The organism is Thalassococcus sp. S3, assembly GCF_004216475.1.
In the GTDB taxonomy this organism is placed as follows: domain Bacteria; phylum Pseudomonadota; class Alphaproteobacteria; order Rhodobacterales; family Rhodobacteraceae.
The window spans coordinates 70,882-94,590 of record NZ_CP022303.1 but is presented as its reverse complement, the minus strand read 5'-3'; the positions used below and the strand labels follow the sequence as shown (position 1 = coordinate 94,590).

General features: G+C 60.5%; 22 protein-coding genes. 9 read left to right on the top strand and 13 right to left on the bottom strand.

What is annotated here, in order from left to right; genetic code table 11:
- Window positions 1–6 precede the first annotated feature (6 nt).
- Window positions 7–492 (bottom strand): flagellar basal body-associated protein FliL, encoded by a 486-nt coding sequence (gene fliL / locus CFI11_RS00475; protein ID WP_130401983.1) that lies wholly within the window; start codon window positions 490–492, stop codon window positions 7–9.
- 123 nt (window positions 493–615) lie between these two features.
- Between fliL and fliF the strand changes: the two genes are divergently transcribed.
- From fliF to CFI11_RS00430, 9 genes are all read left to right on the top strand, one after another.
- Window positions 616–2,214, top strand: a complete 1,599-nt coding sequence (gene fliF / locus CFI11_RS00470) for a flagellar basal-body MS-ring/collar protein FliF (RefSeq protein ID WP_130401981.1) — start codon at window positions 616–618, stop codon at window positions 2,212–2,214.
- A complete protein-coding gene (locus CFI11_RS00465; protein ID WP_130401979.1) occupies window positions 2,214–2,807 on the top strand; it encodes a hypothetical protein in 594 nt (197 codons plus the stop codon). Before fliF ends, CFI11_RS00465 begins: the two co-directional genes overlap by 1 nt.
- Window positions 2,800–3,093, top strand: a complete 294-nt coding sequence (locus tag CFI11_RS00460; RefSeq protein ID WP_130401977.1) for a FliM/FliN family flagellar motor C-terminal domain-containing protein — start codon at window positions 2,800–2,802, stop codon at window positions 3,091–3,093. Before CFI11_RS00465 ends, CFI11_RS00460 begins: the two co-directional genes overlap by 8 nt.
- A gap of 1 nt (window position 3,094) precedes the next feature.
- Entirely contained in the window at window positions 3,095–3,832 is a 738-nt protein-coding gene (fliP, locus tag CFI11_RS00455) for a flagellar type III secretion system pore protein FliP (RefSeq protein ID WP_130401975.1), read from the top strand.
- Window positions 3,833–3,943: 111 nt separating this feature from the next.
- A complete protein-coding gene (locus tag CFI11_RS00450) occupies window positions 3,944–4,789 on the top strand; it encodes a flagellar motor protein MotB (protein WP_130401973.1) in 846 nt (281 codons plus the stop codon).
- 93 nt (window positions 4,790–4,882) lie between these two features.
- Window positions 4,883–6,184, top strand: coding sequence for a flagellar hook protein FlgE (locus CFI11_RS00445; RefSeq protein WP_254448995.1), 1,302 nt, complete (start codon window positions 4,883–4,885; stop codon window positions 6,182–6,184).
- A gap of 35 nt (window positions 6,185–6,219) precedes the next feature.
- A complete protein-coding gene (gene flgK, locus CFI11_RS00440; protein WP_130401969.1) occupies window positions 6,220–7,653 on the top strand; it encodes a flagellar hook-associated protein FlgK in 1,434 nt (477 codons plus the stop codon).
- 3 nt (window positions 7,654–7,656) lie between these two features.
- Complete coding sequence (locus CFI11_RS00435; protein ID WP_130401967.1) at window positions 7,657–8,664, top strand: flagellin; 1,008 nt, start codon at window positions 7,657–7,659, stop codon at window positions 8,662–8,664.
- Window positions 8,661–9,761, top strand: a complete 1,101-nt coding sequence (locus CFI11_RS00430; RefSeq protein ID WP_130401965.1) for a flagellar basal body P-ring protein FlgI — start codon at window positions 8,661–8,663, stop codon at window positions 9,759–9,761. The genes CFI11_RS00435 and CFI11_RS00430 overlap by 4 nt, the downstream gene beginning before the upstream one ends.
- 497 nt (window positions 9,762–10,258) lie before the next feature.
- On the opposite strand, the gene CFI11_RS24455 is transcribed toward CFI11_RS00430, so the two are convergent.
- The 12 genes from CFI11_RS24455 to CFI11_RS00370 all read right to left on the bottom strand — a co-directional run bounded on the left by CFI11_RS24455 (window position 10,259) and on the right by CFI11_RS00370 (window position 23,694).
- Entirely contained in the window at window positions 10,259–11,356 is a 1,098-nt protein-coding gene (locus CFI11_RS24455) for an AraC family transcriptional regulator (RefSeq protein ID WP_130401963.1), read from the bottom strand.
- Window positions 11,357–11,519: 163 nt separating this feature from the next.
- Window positions 11,520–12,191, bottom strand: coding sequence for a 4'-phosphopantetheinyl transferase superfamily protein (locus CFI11_RS00420; RefSeq protein WP_130401961.1), 672 nt, complete (start codon window positions 12,189–12,191; stop codon window positions 11,520–11,522).
- A gap of 2 nt (window positions 12,192–12,193) precedes the next feature.
- Window positions 12,194–13,351, bottom strand: a complete 1,158-nt coding sequence (locus tag CFI11_RS00415) for an acyl-CoA dehydrogenase family protein (protein WP_130401959.1) — start codon at window positions 13,349–13,351, stop codon at window positions 12,194–12,196.
- 21 nt (window positions 13,352–13,372) lie between these two features.
- Window positions 13,373–14,389, bottom strand: coding sequence for an LLM class flavin-dependent oxidoreductase (locus tag CFI11_RS00410; protein WP_130401957.1), 1,017 nt, complete (start codon window positions 14,387–14,389; stop codon window positions 13,373–13,375).
- Between the two features lie 142 nt (window positions 14,390–14,531).
- The gene (locus CFI11_RS00405) at window positions 14,532–15,725 is read right to left on the bottom strand and encodes an FtsX-like permease family protein (RefSeq protein WP_130401955.1); all 1,194 of its coding nucleotides are present in this window, start codon (window positions 15,723–15,725) and stop codon (window positions 14,532–14,534) included.
- 4 nt (window positions 15,726–15,729) lie between these two features.
- Entirely contained in the window at window positions 15,730–16,893 is a 1,164-nt protein-coding gene (locus CFI11_RS00400; protein WP_130401953.1) for an FtsX-like permease family protein, read from the bottom strand.
- On the bottom strand, window positions 16,884–17,585 hold the full coding sequence (locus CFI11_RS00395; protein WP_130401951.1) for an ABC transporter ATP-binding protein: 702 nt from the start codon (window positions 17,583–17,585) through the stop codon (window positions 16,884–16,886). Before CFI11_RS00395 ends, CFI11_RS00400 begins: the two co-directional genes overlap by 10 nt.
- A 4-nt stretch (window positions 17,586–17,589) precedes the next feature.
- Complete coding sequence (locus CFI11_RS00390; RefSeq protein WP_165390151.1) at window positions 17,590–18,729, bottom strand: efflux RND transporter periplasmic adaptor subunit; 1,140 nt, start codon at window positions 18,727–18,729, stop codon at window positions 17,590–17,592.
- Window positions 18,730–18,942: 213 nt separating this feature from the next.
- Window positions 18,943–20,445 carry an AMP-binding protein gene (locus tag CFI11_RS00385; protein ID WP_165390150.1) on the bottom strand — a complete coding sequence of 501 codons (1,503 nt, stop codon included), beginning with the start codon at window positions 20,443–20,445 and terminating at the stop codon, window positions 18,943–18,945.
- A 62-nt stretch (window positions 20,446–20,507) separates the two neighbouring features.
- The gene (locus CFI11_RS00380) at window positions 20,508–21,851 is read right to left on the bottom strand and encodes a cytochrome P450 (RefSeq protein WP_130401945.1); all 1,344 of its coding nucleotides are present in this window, start codon (window positions 21,849–21,851) and stop codon (window positions 20,508–20,510) included.
- A 20-nt stretch (window positions 21,852–21,871) separates the two neighbouring features.
- A complete protein-coding gene (locus CFI11_RS00375; RefSeq protein ID WP_130401943.1) occupies window positions 21,872–23,431 on the bottom strand; it encodes an AMP-binding protein in 1,560 nt (519 codons plus the stop codon).
- Window positions 23,428–23,694 carry a phosphopantetheine-binding protein gene (locus tag CFI11_RS00370; protein WP_130401941.1) on the bottom strand — a complete coding sequence of 89 codons (267 nt, stop codon included), beginning with the start codon at window positions 23,692–23,694 and terminating at the stop codon, window positions 23,428–23,430. Before CFI11_RS00370 ends, CFI11_RS00375 begins: the two co-directional genes overlap by 4 nt.
- Window positions 23,695–23,709: the final 15 nt, after the last annotated feature.

Here is a 23,709-nt window from a genome sequence, read left to right as displayed (position 1 = left end):
TCCTCCTCAGCTCAAAACGAATTCCATGACGAGCAAGTCACGAACACGGCCTTCCCCGGTCACGATCTGGATGCGGCGCAGCATCTGCGCGCGCAGCCGGGTCAGGGCGAGAGGGTCCTGCAAATCCTCGATCCTGACCGCACGCAGATAGCTGTTGAGGACATCGGTCACCCTTGGCAGCACCGTCTCGACATCTGCGGCATATTTGGCCACGACCTCAAGCTGGGCACGAAACCTCAGATGCTGCATCTGCCCGCGTTCAGTCAAAGAAATGATCAAGGGATCGACGGGCACATACGCAATCTCGGGTAATGGATCGACGGTTGCCTCATTCGCGGTGCCCTTTTGCGATTCGCCTTTGAGTATCAGCCCGGAAGACACCGCAAAATAGCCGCCGCCGCCCCCCGCGATCGCGAGGGCGACCCCTAATATCAAGGGTAATTTGGACTTCTTGACCGGCTCTTCGGCATCTTCGGCTGTGGCGTCTGTCATGCTTGCACCCTTCTACATGCGCAAAAGCACCATAGACCGACAGGCACTAACCGATTGTTAAGGCAGATCGTTCAAAGATGCCTCCAAGGCCGTGCAGAAGGCGCGGTTCGATTGGAGGTTGACGTGCAGCAGATTAGAACGGTCTGGGCCGCTTTAGACAATCGCCGGCGTATCATCATTGCGCTGTCGACGATTGCCGTATTCGCCGGAGTATTGGCGCTGTCTCGAATGGCTTCCGCGCCATCGATGACCCTGCTCTATGCCGGTCTGGAAAGCGGGGCGGCAGGCGATGTCGTGCGGGCGTTGGAACAGCGTGCTGCTGTCTTTGACGTGCGTGGAGGGTCTATCTTTGTGGATTCGTCCCAGAGAGACGAGCTGCGCATGACCCTGGCCAGCGAGGGATTGCCGGCAAACGGAGGGCGTGGATACGAACTTCTGGACACGTTGAACGGCTTTGGCACGACCTCGCAGATGTTTGACGCAGCCTATTGGCGCGCCAAAGAGGGGGAGCTTGCCCGCACTATTGTGGCCAGCCGTCACATCTCACAGGCGCGCGTCCATATTGCGAACAGCGGCGCAAATCCGTTCTCCCGCAGCGCGCAGCCCACCGCTTCGGTTTCCGTGACCCCGACCGGCGGACCTCTGAACGCGGCACAGGCAGAGGCGTTGCGTCACCTCGTGGCGTCTGCCGTGGCAGGCCTCGCAGTGGAGGATGTTGCCATCATCGATGCCAACGGCGCACTTCTGGGCGTCGCCGAAGAAGCCAACCCGGGACCGATGGCCAAGGACCGGGCCCAGGTTCTTAGGGACCGTGTCCAGCGCTTGATCGAGGCTCGGGTCGGCCAGGGAAACGCCGTCGTGGAGGTCAGCGTTGATACGGTAACGGAACGCGAATCGATCCGTGAGCGGCGCTTCGATCCGGAAAGCCGTGTCGCGATCAGCACCGATACCGAAGAGCGCAGCAACACCTCCTCTGATCGCGGAGGGGACGTGACGGTTGCGTCGAACCTTCCTGATGGCGATGCCGCAGCGGACGGCGCCAGCTCTGCGGAGACAAGCGAAAGCCGGGAGCGGGTCAACTACGAAGTATCGGAAACCGAACGCGAAATCGTTCGCGCACCAGGTGCGATCCGGCGGCTGACGGTCGCAGTGCTCGTCAACGGGCTTGAAACGAACGGGGCAGACGGCACTGCCGGTTTTGTCGAACGCCCGGCGGGAGAGCTTGAAGCACTTCGAGAGCTTGTTGCATCGGCTGTGGGCTTCGATGATGCGCGAGGGGACATCATCACAATCAAGAGCATGGAGCTTCCGTCGGTCGCACCACTTGGAACGGAGGCGAACACATCGCTCTTGGGGAATGTGCATCTGGATGCGATGTCCTTGATCCAAATGGCTGTTCTGGCCGTCGTCACCCTGGCACTTGCCCTCTTTGTGATTCGCCCCATCCTGAGCCGCCCGCCGGATCTGCCAGTGGCAGCCCCAGCCGCCCTTCCACCCGTGGCGCCGTCTGATCCCAATGAAACGACCGGTCGCTCCGACGCGCTGACCGGAGAGATTGCGGAGGCGGGCACAGATGATTTCACCTCCCTGCCCGCATCGACCCAAGCGGGGGAGGCGACCGGGGATCCGGTGGCGCGACTGCGCAACCTCATTGGCGAACGGCAGGAAGAAACGGTTGAGATCTTACGCAGCTGGCTTGAGGACGAAGAGGAAACAGCGTGATGCCGATCACCCATCTCCTGGAAGATTTCAGCAGCACGGCGCTGGCCGTCGGCGAAACGGACACGTCGGACGAGCTTCAGCTGGAAACCGAAAGGCTGGCCGCGTTCGAGCAGGGCTACAGCGCCGGATGGGAGGACGCGATCAAGGCCCAGGCGCAGGATCAGACGAAGGTCAGCGCAACACTTGCACAAACGTTGGCGGATCTCACCTTCACGCACCGCGAGGCACATGTACAGATGCTGGCCGCCGTGACCCCGCTTCTCGAGGCGATCGTGGAGCAGATTATGCCTGAAACGCTGCAGCAAAGCCTTGGGCCGATCGTTGTCGAGGAATTGGAAAAGCTGGCAGCGGAGCATGGGGACGCGCCTCTCGAGCTCGTTTGCGCGCCCAACCATCTGCAGGCGCTCGAACCGATGCTCCCGAAGACATCCGACCTGCGGATTGCGACGGATGAAAGCCTGCCGGAGGGGCAGGTGTTTTTGCGGCTCGGCCGGGAAGAGCGGGACATCAATCTCAAGACGGTAACCGACACGATCCAAGCCGCGATTTCTGGCTTTGCGCATCAAATTCAAAAGGAACAGAAGCATGGCTGACCCCGAAGACCAACCCAGGCAGGCTGCGGAGGCCGGCAATCCGTTTACATCCGTGCCGATAGAAGTTGTGGTGTCGGTCGGTAAGGCCCGTCCGCTTGTACGCGAACTGGTTCAACTGGGTGAAAACGCGGTTTTGACCCTGGACAAGCGGGTCGAGGACCCAGTGGAGCTCTTTGTCGGCGACCGTCTGATTGCCCGTGGCGAATTGGAGGAGCTGGACGGGGAAAAACAGGGCCAGCTTGCCGTGCGATTAACCGAAATCGCCGATCTGCAGAACGGTCTCTGAGATGACACGGGTGTGGATGGCAGCCGCCACTCTTGTGCTGCTCGCATTCGGCTTTGCCTATCCCGCCCAGGCCCAGGATATCTCCATCTCTCTCGGCGAAGACGGTTCGCTGGCGGCCCGCTCCATCCAGCTGATCCTTCTGATCACGGTTCTCAGCCTGGCGCCGGGACTGGCGATCATGGTCACCTGTTTTCCGTTCATCGTGACGGTGCTTGCGATCCTGCGTCAGGCGATCGGGCTTCAGCAATCACCGCCGAATATGCTGATTGTCAGCCTTGCGCTCTTCCTGACCTATTTCGTGATGGAGCCGGTTTTCACCGCCGCCTGGGAAAACGGCATCTCGCCCCTTGTCGACGGTGCCATCGATGTCGAGACCGCAACACCCGAGATATTGGCGCCCTTTCGCGATTTCATGTCTGGTCGCGTCGACCCGGAAACTTTCCTGTCGATGGCCGAACTGAGATCAGAAAGCGTGGACATCGCGCTGACCCCCGACGCCCCCCTTTCTGTTCTTGTTCCCAGTTTTCTTCTGTCCGAAATCTCTCGCGCCTTTCAGATTGGCTTTCTCATCTTTCTGCCGTTCCTGATCATCGATCTGGTTGTGGCCGCCGTCTTGATGTCCATGGGTATGATGATGGTGCCCCCTGCCATCGTGTCCTTGCCGTTCAAACTTGCCTTCTTCGTGATGGCAGATGGATGGAACCTCATCGCAGGATCGCTTGTGCGAAGTTATTTCTGAATGGAGCACTTCCACATCGGCCAATCTCTAATATCGCAAGCATTTTAGCCATTAACGCCGCCTTAACAGCCCGCCTGCTACCAATGAGGTGGGTGAGAAAAGGTGGTGGAAATGGGTGCGTCTTCGAATGCCGCGCCAGTCATCATCAAACGAAAGAAAGTCGTTGGCGGCGACGGGCACCATGGTGGTGCCTGGAAGGTCGCATACGCGGACTTTGTGACCGCGATGATGGCTTTCTTTATGTTGATGTGGCTGCTGAACGCGACGACGGAACAACAACGCAAGGGTATTGCGGATTACTTTTCGCCGACGATTCCGATCAATCGGATCTCGGGCGGAGGGGATGGCGCCTTTGGCGGAGACAACGTGTTCTCTGAACAAACGCTGCCGCAAAATGGCACGGGGGCCAGCCTGCACAGACCGACCGAAGCGCACAGCGCACGCGGCTCCTCCGGGCTTGATTCGCAAGGGGCCGAGACCGGCTCACAGGACGAAGAGCTGGAACTGATCGAGGACGCTCTCTTCGGAAAAGGCGGCGAAAGCATGGTGACCCAAAACGCCTTGCGCCATGTCATCACGCGAGTGACCGACGAAGGTTTGGTGATCGAGCTTTTCTCTTTGGAGGATGCGCCCCTGTTCGAAGAGGGAACGGATCGACCAACCCAATTGCTTCGCGACCTTGCGCAAATGCTCGGTCGGGTCACCGATCTGGTCACGAATCCCATCGCAATTGGGGGACATGTCAGCGCGCAACCGATTGTTCTGGCGGAAAACCCGGTTTGGGAGCTCTCATCCGCCCGCGCGGAACGGATGCGTCAACTCTTCGGCCGGACACAGTTGGACCCGGAGCGCATCAGGCGAGTTACCGGACATGCGGATCGCACACCTGTGGTGCAGAACACCATGGCGGTAAGAAACAACCGGATTGAAGTCACGCTCTTGCGGAGCAAGGGGTAGAAGTAGCGCGCATTTTAGCTGTTAGCGTGGTGTTAAGAGCCCGCCTGCTAGCTGTTGCATCAGCAGAATTTGATGCAGCAGAAAGGCGTATCCATGACCATCTCCTCCTCGCTCAACGCGGGTGTTGCCGGGCTTACGGCGAATGCTTCCCGTCTGGCGTCCATTTCAGACAACATCGCCAATTCCTCCACCTATGGTTACAAGCGGGTGCAGACCGATTTTCATTCCATGGTCACCGGTACATCCGGCGGCAACTATGCCGCCGGCGGGGTTCGCTCTTCCACTCAGCGCCTGGTAGACGAGCGGGGGTCGCTGGTCTCTACCTCGAATGCAACCGATCTTGCTGTGCGGGGCCGCGGCATGCTGCCGGTCACGACCACTTCCGCCGTGAACTCAAACAGCAACAGCACAGAGATGTTGTTGACGACGACCGGATCCTTCCGAACCGATTCCGAAGGGCGACTGACGACCGAATCCGGCCTTGTTCTCTTGGGATGGCCCGCTAACCCGGATGGCACGATCCCTACATACCCCCGCGATACCGCTGACGGGCTTGAGCCGATCCAGATCAACGTCAACGGGTTTTCCGGCGAACCCACGACCCAGATGCGCCTGGGCGTGAACCTGCCGGCAACGGAAACAGCGTCGGGCGCAGAGGGAAAGACGGAGCAGCTCTCGGTCGAATATTACGGCAACCTTGGAACCTCTGAAAACATCCAGATTGAGTTCGTTCCCACGGTCGCGGCAACTGGATCCTCGAACGAATGGACGATGATCCTGCGCGATTCCGCATCCGACAATGCCGTGATCGGGGAATACACACTCACATTCGATGACACGCGCGCCGCAGGCGGTACGCTTGCTAGCGTGAGCACGGTATCGGGGGGCGGCTATGACGCGGCCACCGGGACAATGGTCGTGAATGTTGCCGGCGGGCCGATGGAGATCGATATCGGCATGATCGGCCAGCAGGATGGCATCACGCAACTCTCAGATCGCTTCGCCCCCGTTTCAATTTCGAAAGACGGGCTGCCTGTCGGCAATATGACAAGCGTGGAGGTTGACGAGAACGGGTATGTCCATGCCTTTTTCGATACCGGGATAACACGAACGATCTATCAGGTTCCGCTGGTCGATTTACCCAATCCCAATGGCATGATCGCGCTGGATCAGCAGACATATATGCCGTCTCCCGATAGCGGATCCTATTTCCTCTGGAATGCAAGCGAGGGACCGACGGGTGATATCGTATCCTACGCCCGTGAGGAAAGCGCGACGGATGTTGCAAGCGAACTGACCAACATGATCCAGACGCAACGGTCCTATTCGTCAAATGCCAAGGTCATCCAGACCGTGGACGAGATGCTGCAGGAAACCACGAATATCAAACGGTGATAGGGCGCTGAGACGCTCGAAGGAAAGGATCGCTCATGTCACTTACATCAGCTTTGAATTCTGCATTCAGCGGATTAACGGCGGCCGGTCGGTCCTCTTCCCTCGTCTCCTCCAATATCGCGAACGCGCTAACCGACGGATATGCCCGACGCGACCTGGCTCTGGGTTCAGATACGACCAACGGGGGCGTCCGCATCCTGGGTACGCTGAGGCATGTCGACCTTGCAGTGTTGTCAAACCGGCGCGAAGCAGAGGCCGGACTACGTCAGGCAGAGACACTTTCCGGTTTCTTCAGCTCTTACGAAGCGGTTCTCGGTCAACCGGGAGAGGCGACATCCCTGACCGGGCGTCTTGCCGATTTTGAAGCGCGCCTCGTCTCTGCGGCAAGCCGGCCGGACGCGACCTCCCGTTTGGATGCTGTGGCGTCGTCAGGGCGCGATCTTGCATCGCAACTCAACGCGGCATCGCGGGAGATTGAAAGCCAACGGTCTGCGGCAGACCGTGCCATTGGTACGCAGGTCGAGACGCTCAACAAAAAACTTGAAACCATTCAGAAGCTCAACACACGCATCACAGCGATCGAGGCATCCGGGAAGGACACGACTGCACTTCAGGATCAGCGGCAGGCCCTGATCGACGACGTCAACGAAATCGTGCCCGTCCGTCGGGTCCAGCGGGATTTCGGGCAAGTTGCCCTTTATTCGACAGGCGGCGCGATCCTCCTCGATGGGAGCCCGGCCACGATTGAATTCACCCCGTCCAATACGGTTACCGCGGATATGCGGGTTGAAACGGGCCGCTTATCCGGTCTTTCGATCAATGGGATCGAGCTGGGCACAGATAGTGCGAGCAGTCCGCTGAGAGGCGGCACGCTCCTGGCGCAATTCGAAATTCGCGACGAAGCCGGCGTGGCCGCACAGGCCGATCTTGACGCGTTTGCCCGCGATCTGATCGAGCGGTTCCAGTCTCCTGGCGTCGATCCGACGCTGGGTCCTACGGATGCAGGCCTGTTCACCGATGCAGGCGACGCCTTCGACCCCGCCAACGAGGTGGGTCTGGCCGGACGGTTGTCGTTGAACGCCTTGGCGGATCCGAATGCGGGCGGGGAGAGTTGGCGGATCAGAGACGGCTTAGGCGCCACGGCACCGGGCAGCGTGGGGGACGCAACCATGTTGCGCACATTGAAGGACGCACTGACCTCGACCCGCCCGACACCCACCGGCCAAAAGTCAGCAGCGGACCATGGATCGGACCTATTGAGCAAGGTTGCACGCGGCCGTTCAGAACGCGACGAAGCCGTCAGTTACGCATCCAGCACATACAGCCAGATGCGGGAGATCGAGCTGGCGGACGGGGTCGACACCGACACAGAGATGCAACGTCTGCTTTTGATCGAACAGGCCTATGCCGCGAATGCGCGTGTGATCGAGACCGTCGATGAAATGATGAATACCCTACTGAGGATTTAAGCGATGTGTGCCTATTCGATCGGCGATCTTGCGAGCAGCTTCGCCACAATGAACCAAACAAGCAGAATTCGACACACGATCGAACGACTGACGGATGAACTGGCCTCCGGGCGCACTCAAGATGTTCTGGAGCGTCTGGGTGGCGATTATACAAGGCTATCAGACATCGAACACCGGATGACCATGCTTGACGGTTACCGGCTGAGCGCAGGGGAAACAGACGCCGTCTTTGCAACAGCCGAGGTGGTCATGGGTCGGTTGCAGGACGCGAGCGGAGGTCTTGGCAACACTTTGCTCTCTCTAGGGGGCGGCTCCACGGGACCGGGTTTCGACGCTATTGCGGAAGATGCACGGACTGCCCTCGATACAATGACATACGCCTTGAACAGTTCGGCAAGCGGTCGGTATCTCTTTGCCGGGACGCAGACAGACCGCGCGCCCATGGCCGACAGCGAAACGATATTGAGCGCGCTCAAGGCCGAAATCGCGGGCTTGACGAGTGCCGCTGACATCTCGCAGGCAGCTCAGGATTGGTTTGACGACCCCGGAGGTTTTCGGGCGCTGGCCTATTCGGGGTCCGACGTGCCCCTTGCGCCGGTGGAGATCGGCGAAGATACGCACGTGTCTTTCACATGGCGCGCTGATGATGAGGCTTTCCGGGACGCGATCCAGGCGACGGCTCTCGCTGCGCTGGCCGCGGGCGGTGAGACCGATCTGGATGCAGCAGAGCTCCGCGGATTTCTGACGGAAAGGGGGTCGTCCTTGAAGAATTCGGAAGACGATTTGACGGTAATACGCACTGAACTTGGCGCCGGGCAGTCCAGGCTTGCCGAAGTTTCAGCCAGAAATGCCGCTGAACGGACATCGCTTGACTACGCCAGAGGCGCCCTTTTGGAGGCGGATCCCTATGAAACAGCTGTCCGTCTTGAAGACGCGCAATTTCGCCTCGAAAGCCTTTACGCGGTGACCGTGCGCATGTCTCAGTTGTCATTGACGAGCTTTCTGAGATGAGACCCTTTCTGACAATCGTCCTGTTGACGCTTTTGCCGATCGTTGCGGTTGCGAATCCGATCCGCCTGAAGGATCTCGTGGAATTTGACGGGGTACGCGGGAATGATCTTGTTGGCTATGGCCTCGTTGTGGGGCTTAACGGCACCGGGGACGGGCTGCGAAACGCGCCCTTTACCGAAGAGATCATGACGAACACGCTGGAGCGTCTCGGCGTAAACGTGACCGGGGAACAGTTTCGCCCGAAAAACGTCGCAGCGGTTTTCGTGACCGGAAGCTTGCCGCCCTTTGCAAGAGCCGGGAGCCAGATCGACGTGACCGTCTCGGCGATCGGCGACGCAAAGAGCCTTTTGGGCGGCACCCTGATCATGACCCCCCTCAATGCCGCCGACGGGGAGATCTATGCCGTGGCGCAAGGTACAATCATTGCGGGTGGCGCATCAGCGGAGGGCGAGGCTGCAAGCGTTGTCCAGGGCGTGCCAACGTCTGGGGTCATCCCATCCGGGGCCCGGATCGAGCGAGAGGTGGATTTCGAATTTGCCTCCCTATCCTCTGTCCGCCTCGCCTTGCGCGAACCGGACTTCACCACGGCAAGCCGGATCGAGGCTGCCATCAACCGGGATTTCAGACGCGCCGTCGCGGTCATGCTGGATTCTGGAACGGTGGAAGTCAGTATCGAAGCCACCCGGATGGCATCCACCGCTCATGCGATCGGGCGAATTGAAAACATCAGGGTTGAGCCCGAGCGCCGTGCGCGGGTCGTTGTCGATCAGCGCTCCGGCACGATTGTGCTGGGCGAGGACGTGCGCATCTCGAGGGTTGCGGTCTCACAGGGCAACCTGACGCTTCGCATTGAGGAACAGCCTCTTGCTGTCCAGCCAAACCCGTTTGCCGATGGGGAAACGGTCGTGATCCCGAGAACAGCCGCCGAAATCGAGGAAGAAGACGGAATTGGCTTGGCCGAAGTGCCCGATGGTACATCACTCTCCGAAGTGATCGCGGGCCTGAACGCATTGGGTGTTTCCCCGCGCGACATGATCGACATTCTCAAAAGCATCAAGGCCGCAGGCGCCCTTCATGCCGAGTTTGTAGTCCGGTAACAGACAACAACCGATGTCTAGATCCCGCGCGCCAGCAGGTAGAGGGACTTTCGAAATGAAACATGAGCTCCGGGCGGAAGACCAGGACAGACAATCGCCCAACAGAGTTCTTTTGCCTGCCATAGACACGGAACGGGGCGCTAATTTCGGAGTTGGGAAGAGAGGATTGAACCCGTTTGGTGGATCTTGAGGGGCGTGCAGGATCAGTCGACCATAAGAACATGTTGCTCATCTGCATATTAGGTGAACAGGAAAGCCCATGGGCAAATACAAACATCAGAAAAGACGCGCGCCTGACGTATCAACGCGCCTCGACAAGAGCCGAGGCGTCGGTGGGGGGACTAAATAAGCCGTTTCCTCGTTCCTAGCGAAATATATAGGCGAAGCGCAGAACCACACCTGGTCCGTTTGCCCGCCTCAAACGGAGAGATCACGATCTGGGCGCGATCATATCACTCCCATCAAGACGGAGGTTGCCGAAGGTGTGCTTTAAGGGCTCAACTTGTCACCTTGCTCCGCGAAAGCTTTCGCGTGTCAGACGCGGACACGTCCTTGGAGGCGCCGAATTTCCGTGACCTCGTGCGCCATTCGCTGGGGTTGACGCCCGTGACACGCTGAAACTCCCGGTTGAAATTCGATTTGGTGGTGAACCCCACGGCAAAGACGATTTCAGTGACAGGCATGTCGGTTTCCTCGAGGATGCGACATGCGTCCTTGATACGGAATGTGTTGACATATTGCGGCACGTTCATCGCCCTGAGCGAATTGACGGCGCTCGACACCTGGCGAGCAGGCAAGCGGATCCGCCTGGCAATCTGATTGAGCGACAGGTTCTCGCTGCGGTAGAGATGGTTTTTCTCCATTTCCGCATCTAGAAGATCAAGGATTTCCTGGGCGGTGGGACCGTCATCATCTTCGCTGGACCCACCGGGCAGAGCTGGTTCCGGGACGGCAACCGAACGCGGCGGGCTCCCGACGCGAAAGAACATCAGAACAAGGATCAGGAGGAGCGTGAGGTTAGAATACCCCACCAGGGCGGAGGAAATCTGGCTGTCATTCAGGCGGATATCCACGGCCACCATCGCGTCGACCCCGGCCGAAATCAACAACAGCGCGCCGGTCAGAAAAAACGCCCGCTGGGTCGGAAGGACCGCGTGCAGGGGGCGGTTGGCCATCCAGTCAAGCTCCTGATGCCAGCCGAGCCAGACAAGATGAAGCCCGAAGAGCAGGTAGACGAGGATGCCCGCCAATTCGATCACAGTTGAAAGCTGAAAATAGAACGCGGCATTCAGCAAGATCAGCAACAGGACAGTGCCCACCAGAGACACAACCCGCACGCGTGCCGAGATACGGCCTGCGAGGGTGTTCAAGGTGAGCCAGGTCAACGGGGGGAGCACGATGGCCAGCGAGGCGATAATCGCGCGCGGGATATCCGCAAGACCCCAATGCACCCCCATCAAAACCGATTGCAAGGCATAGGCGCTGATTGTGATCAGTGCCAGATAGGGCAATCCGCGACCGACATGGCGTGCGACATAGAGCAGAATGAAAATCAGAAAAAACGCCGTCAGAAACGGGAGCGGAAATAGGAGCACCAAACCCTCCGATTACAAGTTTTGACGTGTCGCCGGCCGATCTCCGCGCAATTTACAATTCGGCCGCCAAACACTGTTCTCACTTCTTATTGATACAGGATTCTTTTGGGTCTGCACTGCGTTGCTCAACTATAGGAAGTTCTGGCAACCTTCTGCCTATTACTTATGATTGTAGCGGCTTTGCGATTTTGTGTGTTACAGAACAAGAGCTTGCGCCACGAATAGCCAGCGCTGCCCGATAGCCGGGACCAACGGGAAGCGTATCGAGCACCCAGTCGGCATCCCCCTGCCCCCGAACCAGCCTTGGGACCGTCCAGTCGATCGCGAAACTGTTAAGGGGACGCGCCAACCCTTCGCCGGTTGCTTTGATGAACGCCTCTTTCAAAGTCCAGAGTTCGGTGAAGGCCAAGGAAAAACAGGCAGGCTCCAACGCGGCGAGCGCGGTTCGCTCCTCCTCGGCGAAGAGCCGCTCCGCCAGGCGGGACGCGGAACGGCGGGGGCGCTGACGCTCGATATCGACACCGACATCGCCCTCGTCGCATATCGCGATGATCGCGCGACCTCCGGAATGGCTTAGGTTGAAACTGGGTCGCGCCCCTTCTGCCAGTTCCGGGCGACCGTTCCATCCTGCGACGATGGGGACACGGCGCGGCGCTATATCGAGCCGCTCCGCCAGTGCCCGGCGCAAGGTCTCATGTGCGGATATGTAGAGTGCCCTTGCGGCAGTGTTAGCGATACGCTTCGCATGGGCCCGCTCGGTCGCGGACAGACAGGTGCGGGCCAGATCCGGCTGGTCCGCACAAGCGACCACGTGCAGGACATCGACGGCCGTCATGCTCACAAGACGCTGGCCAGCCCGCGCCCGATCACATCGCGCATGATCTCGCTGGTTCCGCCCCAGACCGACTGGACCGCGCTGTCAACCATATCCTGAGTGGCGCGAGAGCCGCTTTCGCCGCTGATCCCGGCCGCACCACGATATTGCACGCCCAGCGCCGCGATCTGACGCAAGCAATCGGTCGCACGCAATTTGGCGATGCAGGCCCCTTTCGGATCGGGACGCCCGGCTTCGGCCACCTTGATGCAATTGTCGATAAAGGCGCGGTTCACGGCACAGGCGCTGTAGAGATCGGCCAGCGAAAACCGTGTGTTCTGAAAGTCGAGAACCGTCCCCTCCACCCCTTTGCGGGCGTCACAATCGGCGATGAGGTCGCGCAACATCCGTTCCGCGGAGGCCTGTGCGTAGATGGCCAGGGCCAATCGTTCGATCCCCAAAAACGTCATGAGATAGACAAACCCCATACCCTCGGCCCCCAAAAGGTTGCCGGAGGGAACTAGGCAATTGTCGAACGTGATCTCGCTGGTATCGAGCGCAGGCATGCCCGACTTGGCGATCCGCGTGCGGTTTATTCCCGGTCGCGCGGCTTCGGCAAGGATCAGGCTGATCGCGGGTTGTTGGCCGGGCGCCCCGTCATCGGCACGGGCGGCCACAATGATCACATCCGCAGCGGAACCGTTGGAGATATGGGTCTTTGTCCCATCCAGCAAAAGCCCCTCTCCGTGCCGCTGCGCGCGGGTTTTAAGCCCGCTGATATCGCTGCCGCCCTGCGGTTCGGTCATGGCGATGGCGCCCAGGGTCTCTCCCGAGCAGAAACCAGGTAGCCAATGTGCCTTCTGATCTTCGGACCCGAGCTTGAGGATGAAGGGCGCGACGATGTCGCTTTGCAGAAAACTCAGCAAACCCGAAATGCGGCGCTTGGCCAGTTCCTCGATGATGACGACAGAGTCGATAAAGCTGCCGCCCACCCCGCCATATTCGCGTGGCACGGTTCGGCACAACAGACCAGCGGCACCGGCCTTGCGCCACACTTCGCGTGGGATGTGACCTGACGCGGCCCAGTCATCGTGATGCGGAACGATTTCGGCTTCCAGAAAGGCGCCGACGTCTTCTCGCAACGCCTCATGTCCGGCCGAAAAGAGTTCGCGTTTGAACATATGTCCCAATCCTCTGTCAGGTTAGGCGGGTTGCACGACGGGCTGTGTCTGCACGCTGCTGCGGTGATATGCGGTCATGGCATGGGCCAGATCGTCCTGAGATTGCGGCACGTCGAGGATCAGGCACCGAAAGCCCAGCGCGGCATAGCGTCTGATATAGTCCGCAACCTCATCATAGCTGCCGACAAGATAGGGACAGAAGGTCCTGTAATTCTTGATCGGATAGAGCCAATAGGCCCCGTCACGCGCGTCGTGCAGGTCGTCCGCCAGTTCAGAGATCTCGTGATGCCAGACGGAATCGGTAACCCCCCGCGCCATCTTGTGCGCCATTTGCCCGCGCCGGTCCGCCGGAAAGCGGTCGCGTGCGATGGCCCAGGCTTCTTCTGCGTCAGGCCGGGCGATCACGCCGAACCGCAGGCCCAGCCGTCCCGCGCCGGGAAGGGGGGCCTTGGGCTCAAGATCGGCGGGCGGTTTGGTATAGCTGAACCGCGTCGCCTCTAACGTGGCGGCGGCGGCAAGGCAGGCATCGGATGCGCCGGAAAGATAGATATCGGGCATCAATTCCGGCGGCAGGGCTGGCGAAAGCTTGAGGTTGGACACCTGGTAATAGGCCCCGGAAAAGGTGACAGGCCCGCCCCGCAGCAGGGCCTGAAGGATCTGGGTATATTCAACCAGACGATCATAGCGCGCGTCGTGTTCGGTGGCGTCGCCCAATTGCTCAAGGTCCTTCTTGAACCCGCCGGCAACCATGTTCAGCGCCATCTTGCGTCCATAAAGAAAGGCCAGCGACGACACTTTGCGCGCCGCGGCCAGGGGCGACATATAGATCGGCTGAACCGCGACCAGAGGCACGAAACGCTCGGTCCCTTCCATCACGGCCTGCGCCACGCACCAGGGATCCATCAGGCTGTTGTCGGTATACATCAGCATCCCCTCGACGCCCGCGGCTTCGTTCCAACGGGCCAGGTCAGTGACTGCATCCAGATAAGTCTTGGGTGCGAACCGAACGGAGGGGGGCGCGGTTGTCAGGAGTTTCATGGGGCGTTCCTTTCGGGAGACTTGAGAGGGTCAGGTCGCAGAGACAGGTATCTGGTAGCGTTGGAAGCCGCCGGGAGGTCGGGAGGAGGGAGAGCACCTCCCGGCGGCAGATGTGACGGCGGTCACGGGAGGGGGACCGCTATCAGCTTCGTCCGGTCATGGCGCTCCGCAGGGGGACACGGGTTGCACGGAAGGCCGGGAGGCCCCCACCCAGAAACCCGACGCACAGCGCCATGATGCTGGCATTCACGACAATCGGCCAGGACAGGGCCAGTTCGAAGGCGAGTTGCGTATTGGCGCCGCCACGGGTCGATGCGCTCCAGCCATCGAGGCCGAGCCAGGCAATGGCCACCCCTACGGCGCATCCCAGAACCGTCAGCGCGACCGCTTCGACAAGGGTGCCCATAAAGGCCGCGCCCCGGGAATATCCGATCGCACGCACCGTCGCGATTTCGACCCGACGGTCCGAGACGGAGCTATACATCGTCGTCATCGCCCCTGCCGCGGCACCGATGGCCATCACGATGGCCAGAGGCCAGCCGAGAAACAGGATGATACGGCTCACATCGCTGGCTTGCGCAGCAAAGAATGCCTTTTCGGTATGGGCGGTCAGGCCCATATCCAGCTCATCCTCGACATAGGCGCGGAACTCTTCAAAACGTTCGGGGCCGGTCAGCTTCACACGCACGCTTTGGACGACGTTCTGACGGTCAAAGAGGGTCTGAACCATGCCGCGATCGGTCATCATTTCGGATTCGAACACACTGCCACCCGCGGTGAAGTGCCCGACGACCGTCCACTCCGAACGTCCAAAGGAGATCGTGTCGCCCACATCCATGTCCTGATATCTGCCGGCCAGCCGTTGACCGACGATAATCTCCGCCGCGCCGGGCTCGAACATGCGGCCAGAGGCGATGTCCACGTTGGCCCGCAACGCGAGCCCTTGCGGGCCAACGCCACGCAGAGAGAGGGTCGCGGCCTGGCCGTCGTCAACGCTGACCGCATCGACCGGCACCAGAAGCTCGGCCGACATAATGGGCTGGCCACTTTCTGTCCTTTCAATGCCGGGCGCTTCTTCGATCAGGTGAGTTTGACGGGTCGACAGGCTGCTCATCGCTTCGCCGATCGCGGCGCGGCTGACGACCATTCCGACATCGTCGGCCCCGGTCGCATCAAGCGTCTGACGGAACCCGTTGGCCATCGAAAGAAAGCCCAGCAGAACCACCACGACAAGGGCGACGGAGCACACCATGGAGAGAGAGATCCAGGCCCTGCGGTGTACGGACCGCAGATTGGTCAGGGACAGAGCAAGGGATTGATGCAGAAAACGGATCATGATGTCACCTCTGGGTCAGAGCCGCCACAATGGGCAGGCGCAGGGCTTTGAGGGCGGGAAGCGCACCGGTCAGCAGGGCAAAGAGCGCGGCAAATCCGGCAGCCGTCAGAATGACGCTGGGTGTCAGATAGAGGTCCGGTACAACGCTTTTGAGCGCGTCGCCCAGAACAGGGATGACAGCTGCGGTCAGCGCCAGTCCAAGAGCCAGCCCGGCGGCGAACAACACAAAGGTTTCCGCCAGAACGATCCGCATCACGCTGGAGCCGGAGAAGCCAAGAACCTTCAACACCCCAATTTCAAGCGTCCGCTCCCGAATGGCAAAGATCATGGTGTTGGCAACGATCATGAGAATGGTCGCAAAGGCCACCGACACGATCAGCCTGACGATAAGCGCGACATCGGCGAACTGTTCGAGGAAGGCGGACAGGAAGGCGGTTTCGGTCTGGGTGCGCGTCTGAGCTGCCGAGTTGGCGTAGGTTGCGTCAATCGCTTCGGTGATCCGGTCGACGTCGGCGCCCTGAACGGGCTTGATGCCGAACATGTTGACCCGGTCCTGACCAAAGGCGAGTGCGGCATTGAAATAATCGTACCGCACGATCAGAAAGCTGGTATCGACCGTGGGCTCGGCCCCGTCGAAAATCCCCGCGACAGTGAAGCTCCAGTTCCGGTTTCCGTCACCGTTCATATGAACAAAGCTTGTCAGATTAACACGGTCACCGACCTGCCAGCCCTCACGCTCTGCCAGACTGCGGCCGACCAGTGTTCCGGTCCTGTCGGCGTCGAATGCGGCCAGAAGATCGGAGCCGAGTGTATAGGTGTCGGCGTAGACTGCGGCATAGCTTTCGGGATCGACGGCGTTGGCGCCGATGATGTTGCGGGGATTGCCGGCGACAAAGGCCCGCAACCGGGTGACGTGGGTCACGGCCTCGACATTCTCGACGCCCTGAAGCGCTGTCAGGTAACTGAGCGGCAGCATCTCGTTACCGCCGATCTTCGAGGCGGTCACCAGGCGTTCGGATTGCGCCTCACTTCCTTCAAAGCCGGCGCGGAAGCTCGACAGGACACCGAAGACAAAGAAGGCGATGGCAATGCAGACGACCAACAACACACTGCGCGTCAGCTTGCGCGTCAGGTTTTGCCGAACCAGCATGGAGGCGTTCAGGCGCATTGTGACATCTCCCTGCTGACGAATTGGCCCTTGTCCAGAAACAGGGTCCGTTTGGCGACGCGGGTGGCACTGTCGTCATGGGTGACCATGACGATGGTCTTGCCCAGCTTGCGGTTCAGCATCTGCAGGATATCCAGGATCTCGTTCGCGGATTTGCGGTCCAGATCCCCTGTCGGTTCATCACAGAGCAGGATTTTCGGGTCCGTCGCCACGGCCCGGGCGATGCCAACACGCTGCTGCTGTCCGCCGGACAATTCCGACGGGCGGTGGCCTTGCCGTTCGCCCAGACCGACGATATCCAAGATCATCTGCACCCGCTCCTTGCGTTCGCGGCGCGACAGGGGCGTCAGCAAAAGGGGCAGTTCAACATTCTCCGCCGCAGTCAGCATCGGCATGAGGTTGTAGAACTGGAAGACAAATCCGACATTGGCGGATCGCCAGCGGGTCAGGGCGGCATCCCCCATCTTCTCAAGAACCGTGCCCCCGATGCTGACGGTCCCTGCATCGACCGTGTCGATCCCGCCGATCAGGTTCAGGATCGTCGATTTGCCCGATCCGGAGGGTCCCATGATGGCCAGGAAGTCGCCCTCGGGGATGGTGAGTGTCATATCCTCGAAGATCGCGATACGTGACTTACCAAGCGGGTAGCTTTTGCTCACGTTTCTGAGTTCGATATCGATTCCGGTGCTCATGAGCTCATTGCCTCCTGTAGATGTCCACGGCGGACAGTTCCAGTTGACGGTCGGCGGTGAAGGTCACCTTTGCGGCCATGTTGGCCAGCACGCCCGTCAGATCTGCTGTTTCGAGTTTCAGGCGCACGGTAACCGTCCCTTTTTCACGCGAGGCGCGCGGGTTGATAGAGACGACGCGCGCATCAAGTTTGCGGTCGGGATAGGCATCGAGCTGCGCCTCGGCGGGCATGTCTGCACGAATACCGGCTATGTTGCGCTCGGCCACATCGACGTCGATGAACATCTCGGACACATCCATCAGCGTCATCAACCCGGCGGCATCGGCCCCGCCATCCTCACCGGATGACAAAAGCATGCCGGGCGCGGCGGGACGCTCCACCACGACGGCGTCGAAGGGCGCGCGCAGAACGTGGCGATCAAGCGTTGCCCGGGCCTGCGCGACGCGAAGCTGCGCGGTATCCAGCTTGCGTTGCGCCACCGCAATCGCCTGGGCCAGATGCTGCGCCGACAGGCGGGCATCCGACAATTGCGCCGAGCTTGCCGTTCCGCGATCGACAAGCGTCTCAAGCCGCGCAATCGGCCCTTCGGCAGCGGCCAGTTCGGCCCGCGCCAGGTTCACTTCGGACCGGGCCAGCTCGACATCGGATTGCGCGATCTCAAGGGCCAGTTCCGCCTCTGTCGCATCAAGCCAGGCCACTACGTCGCCCTTCCGGACGATATCTCCGATGTCCACGCCCAGCCGGTCGACGCGGCCCGGTATCTCCGATTGGACGACGACTTCCTTTGGCGCGATCACGTGCCCCGATCCAACGATGTTGGGAACACTCCGGGCCGTCTGTATCGCTGGCCTCGGCGTCGGGGTCGGCGCCCGATCAGCCGTGCGAACCTCACCTGGCTTGGCCGAGGCCTTCACGACCGGATCAGCCTCCGACCACATGCCCGCGAACTGGCCAACCTGGTTGGTCACCGTGTCCGCAACCGAACCGCGAAGTCCCGGAAAGGCAACGGCACTTCCGGCTGCGGTCATCAGCAGGAGTGCGGCAACGGCGGGCCAGCGGCGCCGACGGGGTTTGCCGGCCGGCTCTTCCTTGCGCTCAATTGCCAGCGAGCGCAGCTTCTCTTCAAGATCGGCATTGTCCGTCATAGCGATTCCCTTTCCGGGTTCCGACATCCTTGGTCTGAGCCGAGATTAGGGGCGCTGATGCGGGTCCCGCGACCTAGAACACAAATTAGGACGTCCCAATTTCGCGTTTTCCCAATGTTTTCAGCGCCACGCGCAATCGAGGACCACTCAGAACCGGATCGAGGATGTCCGCAGATAAAGGACACGGAGCGTCCGGAGTCATGCGACCAATGCTTATGCATGTTCCGCAACCTCCGGCCGGTGTGCGGCCAGCAACGCGCGGCTGTCCAGCTTGCCGTTCACGGTGACAGGCAGACGGTCGACGAGGCGGATATCGCGCGGCACCATCGCCTGCGGCAGAGCCTCGTGCAGCGCATGGGCAACCCGCGCGTGATCCAGAACGGTCTGCTCTACCGGCTGAACGAAGAGGACGATATCCACCACCCGCCCGTTTTCCTTCACCGGAAGGCAGGCGCACTTATAGACACCCTCCACATCCTGTGCGGCGCGTTCGATTTCGTCCAACTCGATCCGGTTGCCGTTCCATTTCACCTGCCGGTCTATGCGGCCAAGGATGGTCAGGTGCCCTTTGGCGTCGACCTTGCCGAAATCGCCGGTCCGGTAGGTTCGCACCCCATCGCGCTGGATAAAGGCCCGATTGGCCGGGTGATCCTGGGGGATGTAACCGCAGACCACCTGAGGACCGGAAAGCTCCACCTCGCCGGGTTCGCCCGCAGCAACCTCACCACCGTCTTCGTCGACGATCCGCATATGCGTGGGCGACAAGACGGGGCCAAGGGGCAAGAGATCGGGCGCCTCCATATCCTGGGTCGTCAGGGTGTGGATATGGGTGACGCAGGTGACCTCGCTGGGGCCATAGGCATGACGGATATCCGCCTTCGGGAACCGCCGGGCAAGTTCACGGACGAGATCACGTTGCACAACCTCCCCACCGACAAAGAAGCATCGCAGATACGGCAGACGGCGCGCATCGAATTCGGGATCGACACACATGATCTGCAAAAGCGACGGCGTCGCGAACCAGGATCGCGCGCCGACATCCGACATGGTTGCTGTAAGCGCCTTGAGGTTGTTGCGCGGCACGACATTGTTGCGATGATCAAGCAGGAAGACCGGTCTGCCCAGCGACAGCACTGGCCAGAGGTCAAGCATCCCCATGTCGAATGACAGGCTGGCGTGATTGACATGCGCGCTTTGCGACGCGAGCAGCGTCCGGCCCGGCAGGGTGTCAAGCATCGGAACATACCAACTGCAGAACGCGGCGAAGTTCGCGCGGGTCACGGGCAGGCCCTTGGGCTCTCCGGTGCTGCCGGAGGTAAAGACGATGTAAAGAAATGTCTCCTCGTCAATCTCCGGCAGAGGTGACAGGCCAGAGGAAACCGGGGCAATATCGCTCAACATCACCTGCGCGACACCGTCGATGGCCGGCGTGGGCCGCGCGCAAAGCGCCCGCGATGCCCCCGCCGTCTGTGCGATCCGCGCCACCCGGTCGGCGGGGTTGGATTGATCCACGAAGACATAGGGCTGCCCTTCGAACATGCAGGCCAGCATCGCCGCGACGCCGTCGGTTTCCTTGTGACCGCAGATCAGCAGGGGTGTGGCATCTTTTCGCCCGGACAGCCAGCGGCGCACCGCCTCGACCCGCGCGGCAAGGGCGCCAAACGTCATGATCTGCCCGTCTTCGACCAAAGCGGGCGCATCGGGCGATCTGCTCATCGTTTTATGGATATCTTGGAGAAGTTTCATCGGCTGACCTTTCTCAGCAAGAGGTTCTGGCTTCAGGCCGTTTCCAGCACGGCGCCGGCGGTCTGGCAGGGCTGGACCCGCACCGGCACGGGCCCACGCGGCGCGAGTGTCGAACGCAGGAAGGGGCGCAGGCTGCCACGCGGACAATCGGGCGCAAGCGAGATGCGGCTGTGGGAGGCAACAGCCCGCAGCGCGGTCAACGTCTGACGTTGCATGAACCGCGCCCGGGTCTGGACACGCGGCCCGATTCCGAAGGGAAAGTAGGTGCACTTGTCCGCCAAGGGTGTCAGGAAGCGCTTGGCATCAAAGGTCTGGGGATCTTTCCAGTACCGCCCGTCCCGCTGGACCAGCCAGGGCGCGAACAGGATCAGGCTGCCCTTTGGGATATGATATCCCTCGACCGACAGATCCTGTCGGGCAAAGCGGTAAACCAGGGGCTGTTCAGGATAAAGCCTTTGGCTCTCCAGCACGAAGGCATTGCAGAGGGGCGTCTCGTCGGGCGCTGCGCGCAGCGGATCGACACCCGCCATTTCGTGGGCCATTGCCGCGCTCGCGTCGGGATCCATGGCCATATGCAGCAAGGCCCAGAACAGCCCCATCCCTTCGACATTCAGCTTTTCCAGAAGCATCTGACCCATTGTGGGCCGCAGCCATTCAATCTTTTCGTCCCGCGTCGCGTCCTGAGGTAGCTCGGCGGCGATATAGGCCAGAACCGTCTGATCCCCGGGCTTCAGCCTGTCGAGTGCGGTGCCCACGACCTTATCAAGAAAAGCGCGCGCGACCTGGAATTGCGGCATATCCTGCGGCAGCGTCTCGACACGCCCATTGGCGCTGCTGACGACGTAATAAAAGCGCTCCACCTCGGTGATACCAGCGGCCAACTCCTTTGCCGGAAGCGTATCGCCGAAGATGGCCGGAAAGACCGCGCGGACAGACCATTGGGCGCATAAAACACGCAGATCGACGCTGCCATCGACATCCGCAAGCTCTGCGCAGAGCTTGGTGGTCGCGCGCTCCAACGCGGCATCGGCCCAGCCATCCCAGACGCGTTGAACCTTTGAAAGCGCAGTGCGGGTGGCCTTGGCCATGGCTGCGTTTTCGGGTTTGTCCAGGGCATCGCCATGCAGAATGCGGGTAATGTCGGCCTGGGATTCGAAATCGTCCTTGGGTGTTTCCACAAGGAAATGCCCCGGCGTGTTTTTCCAGTAGCGCACGCTTTCGACGTTGGACAACAGGATCATCCCGTAGCCATGGCTGGTCTGGATGTTGACCACGTCGCCCACGCGACGTTTGCCTAATTCAACGACCTTGAGCGCGCCGAGATTGTCGTGAAACTCGGAATTCGCATCGAAGACCGGGACCTGTTTTGCAGTCATGAGTGTTCTCCCTGTCCGGATCAGGCTGTTGCGCGGGTCTGGGCGTGCACGTACCGGAAACCGGCCACCTTGGACGCTTCGGCCAGACGCGACCGATCGAGTTTTGAATTGTTGTTGAGGATCATGGCGAAGCCCGCGTACCAAAAGCGCGGAACAAGGTAGCTGGGCAATTCCGCCTCGAGCGTGCGCGCGATCTGGGCAAGGTCCGCCTCGCTTGCGGCCCCGATGACATAGGCGTCCAGGGCACGGGGTTCGCCCCGCAGCATGTAGGTGTCGACCACCACATCCTCGACACCCGGCTGACGACGTATATGCGCCTCGACATCGTTCAGGTCGATGCGAACGCCCTGAACCTTGACTTCGCGGTCCATACGACCACGGAAATGCCAAAGGCCATCCGCATCGACACGGCCCCAGTCGCCGGAGCGGTAAAGCTGCGGCTCGGGAAAGGCACGGGACTGTTTTTCGGGAAGGTTAAGGTATCCTTTGCCGACACTGTCCCCGGCGATCATGATCTCGCCGGTATCGCCGCCGTCGCGAGCAAACAAACGGGTGCCAGCGCGGGTATACCCGATCGGAAGATCGCCATGCGCCTCAAGATGTTCAGGCGTGATATCGACGGATGTAACCGCCACGGTGCACTCCGTCGGGCCGTAGGTGTTGACCACCCGGCATCCCGGAAAGCGCTTGAACAGCTCGGTCACGATGGGCTTTGTCAAAGGCTCACCGCAGAACACAAACGTGCGCAGATTGGTCAGAAACTCGCCGTTGAAACGATGGTTTTTCAAAAGCAGCCGGGTGATCGAAGGGGTCGAGACCCAAAGCCCGACACCGTCTTTCTGCAGGCGCTGCACATAGAACGTCGAAACCGCGAAATTTGCGTGGTCCAACGCTGTGATGGGCAGTTTGCGGGTCCACGAGGTCCAAAGCTCGAAGAGGGAGACGTCGAAGCAATGGCGAATATTGCCACTGACCGCCTGCATCGCCGGTTCGGGCAGCAGATTGTCAAGCCAGCCGACAAAGTCGATCAGGTTGGCATAGGTGACCTGAATACCCTTCGGCTGGCCCAGCGTGCCGGACGAGAACATGATGTAAGCCACATCCCGCGGATCGGGAACGGCAACGGGCACCGGACCGGTCGGCCTGGCCTCCGTATCAACGGTCAGAACCGTCAGCTCACTGTCCCGGAACGTCGCGGTCACATGGGTGATGTCATCCTCGGACCCGCTTGCGACCAGAACCGTAGAGGCACCGCAGGTCTGGGCGATCTGACGCATGCGTTCGCGCGGGGTTTCGGGTTCGACCGGAACCAGAGCCCGACCGCTGAGCAGGCAGGCCCAATACGCCACCGGATAGCGAAGATCCTTGTGACCCCAGATAAGAACTGGCGCCCGATCCTGTGCGTTCGGCACGGCGCGCAATTTTTCGGTCAGGGCAGCCGAGGCATCATGCAGCGCGGCAAAGGTCAGATCGCCGGTGTCGGTGCGATAGGCCGGGCGCGCATCCTGCGCAAAACTGGAATGAATGCGCGACAGGAAGACCTGCGCCGTGTCGGGGCATGTAAGGTCCACGCAGGTCATGCCGGAACCTTCTCTTTGGTGCAGGACTGGATCAGGGCGGCGAAGCTTTCGACGGTCGCGAATTGCTCGGGCCGCAATTCCGCAGGCTCGATTTCCAGGTCGGGCACCTGCTCTTCCAGCATCATGAACAGCTCAAGCAACAGGCCGCTATCGATGCCCAGATCGTCCTCGATCCGGGTCTTTGACGTGACGGCGCTGGCGTCATCCATATCGAGAAGCTCGACAATGGCAGAGATCACTTTCGTTTCGATTTCGGTGGTCATGTCAGTTTCCTCTCG